This is a genomic window from Chromobacterium aquaticum (genome assembly GCF_021129195.1).
Taxonomy (GTDB): domain Bacteria; phylum Pseudomonadota; class Gammaproteobacteria; order Burkholderiales; family Chromobacteriaceae; genus Chromobacterium; species Chromobacterium aquaticum.
Genome location: NZ_JAJOHW010000241.1, coordinates 1 through 636 on the forward strand (window position 1 = coordinate 1; position 636 = coordinate 636).

A 636-nucleotide genomic window follows, 5' to 3' on the forward strand; every position below is an offset into this window, starting at 1 on the left:
CAGGCCGGACAGCAGCATCGCCGCGTCGGCATTGGCCTGACCCGGCCGTCCCAGCTTCTGGTAAATCAAGGTGGTCAGCGTCAGCCATTCCGGCCGCGACAAGAACAGCGTCACCGCGAACTCGCCCACCGCGGTGGCGGCGGCGAAAGCCAGGCCACGCCGCAACGCGGGTTGCAACAAGGGCCAGATCACTCGCCTGAACGCGCGCCAGGGACTGGCGCCCAGCGAACGCGCCGCCTGCGCCAGCTGCGCCGGCATCGCGTCCAGCGCGGTTCCGGCCGCCTTGGCGACAAAGGGATAGGCCAGCAGCACATAGGCGGCCAGCAAGATCAGCAATTGCCCGCTCCATTGCGGATACAGCAGCAACAGGCCGAAAGCCACGCATACCGGCGACACCACGAAGGGCAGAAAGGCCATTGCCCGCAGCCATAGCCAACGCCCGGCGGCCAGCGCGTGGCACAGGCCCAGCGCGCCGGACAGCAACACGGTCAGCGCAGTGAAGCGCGCCGAGTTGAACAAGGCCAGCCGCAGTTCCTCATCCCATAGATCGGCCAGGCCATCCAGCGCGGACAGCGCCTTCCACAACACCGCCAGCAGCGGCAGGCCGGCAAAAAGCAGCAGGATGGCCAGCGCCGC

General features: G+C 68.1%; 1 protein-coding gene. It reads right to left on the bottom strand.

Annotated elements, in window-relative coordinates; translation table 11 throughout:
* Positions 1–636, bottom strand: a 636-nt coding sequence (locus LQT98_RS23385) for an ABC transporter permease (RefSeq protein ID WP_231465600.1), incomplete at both ends; no start/stop codon positions are given.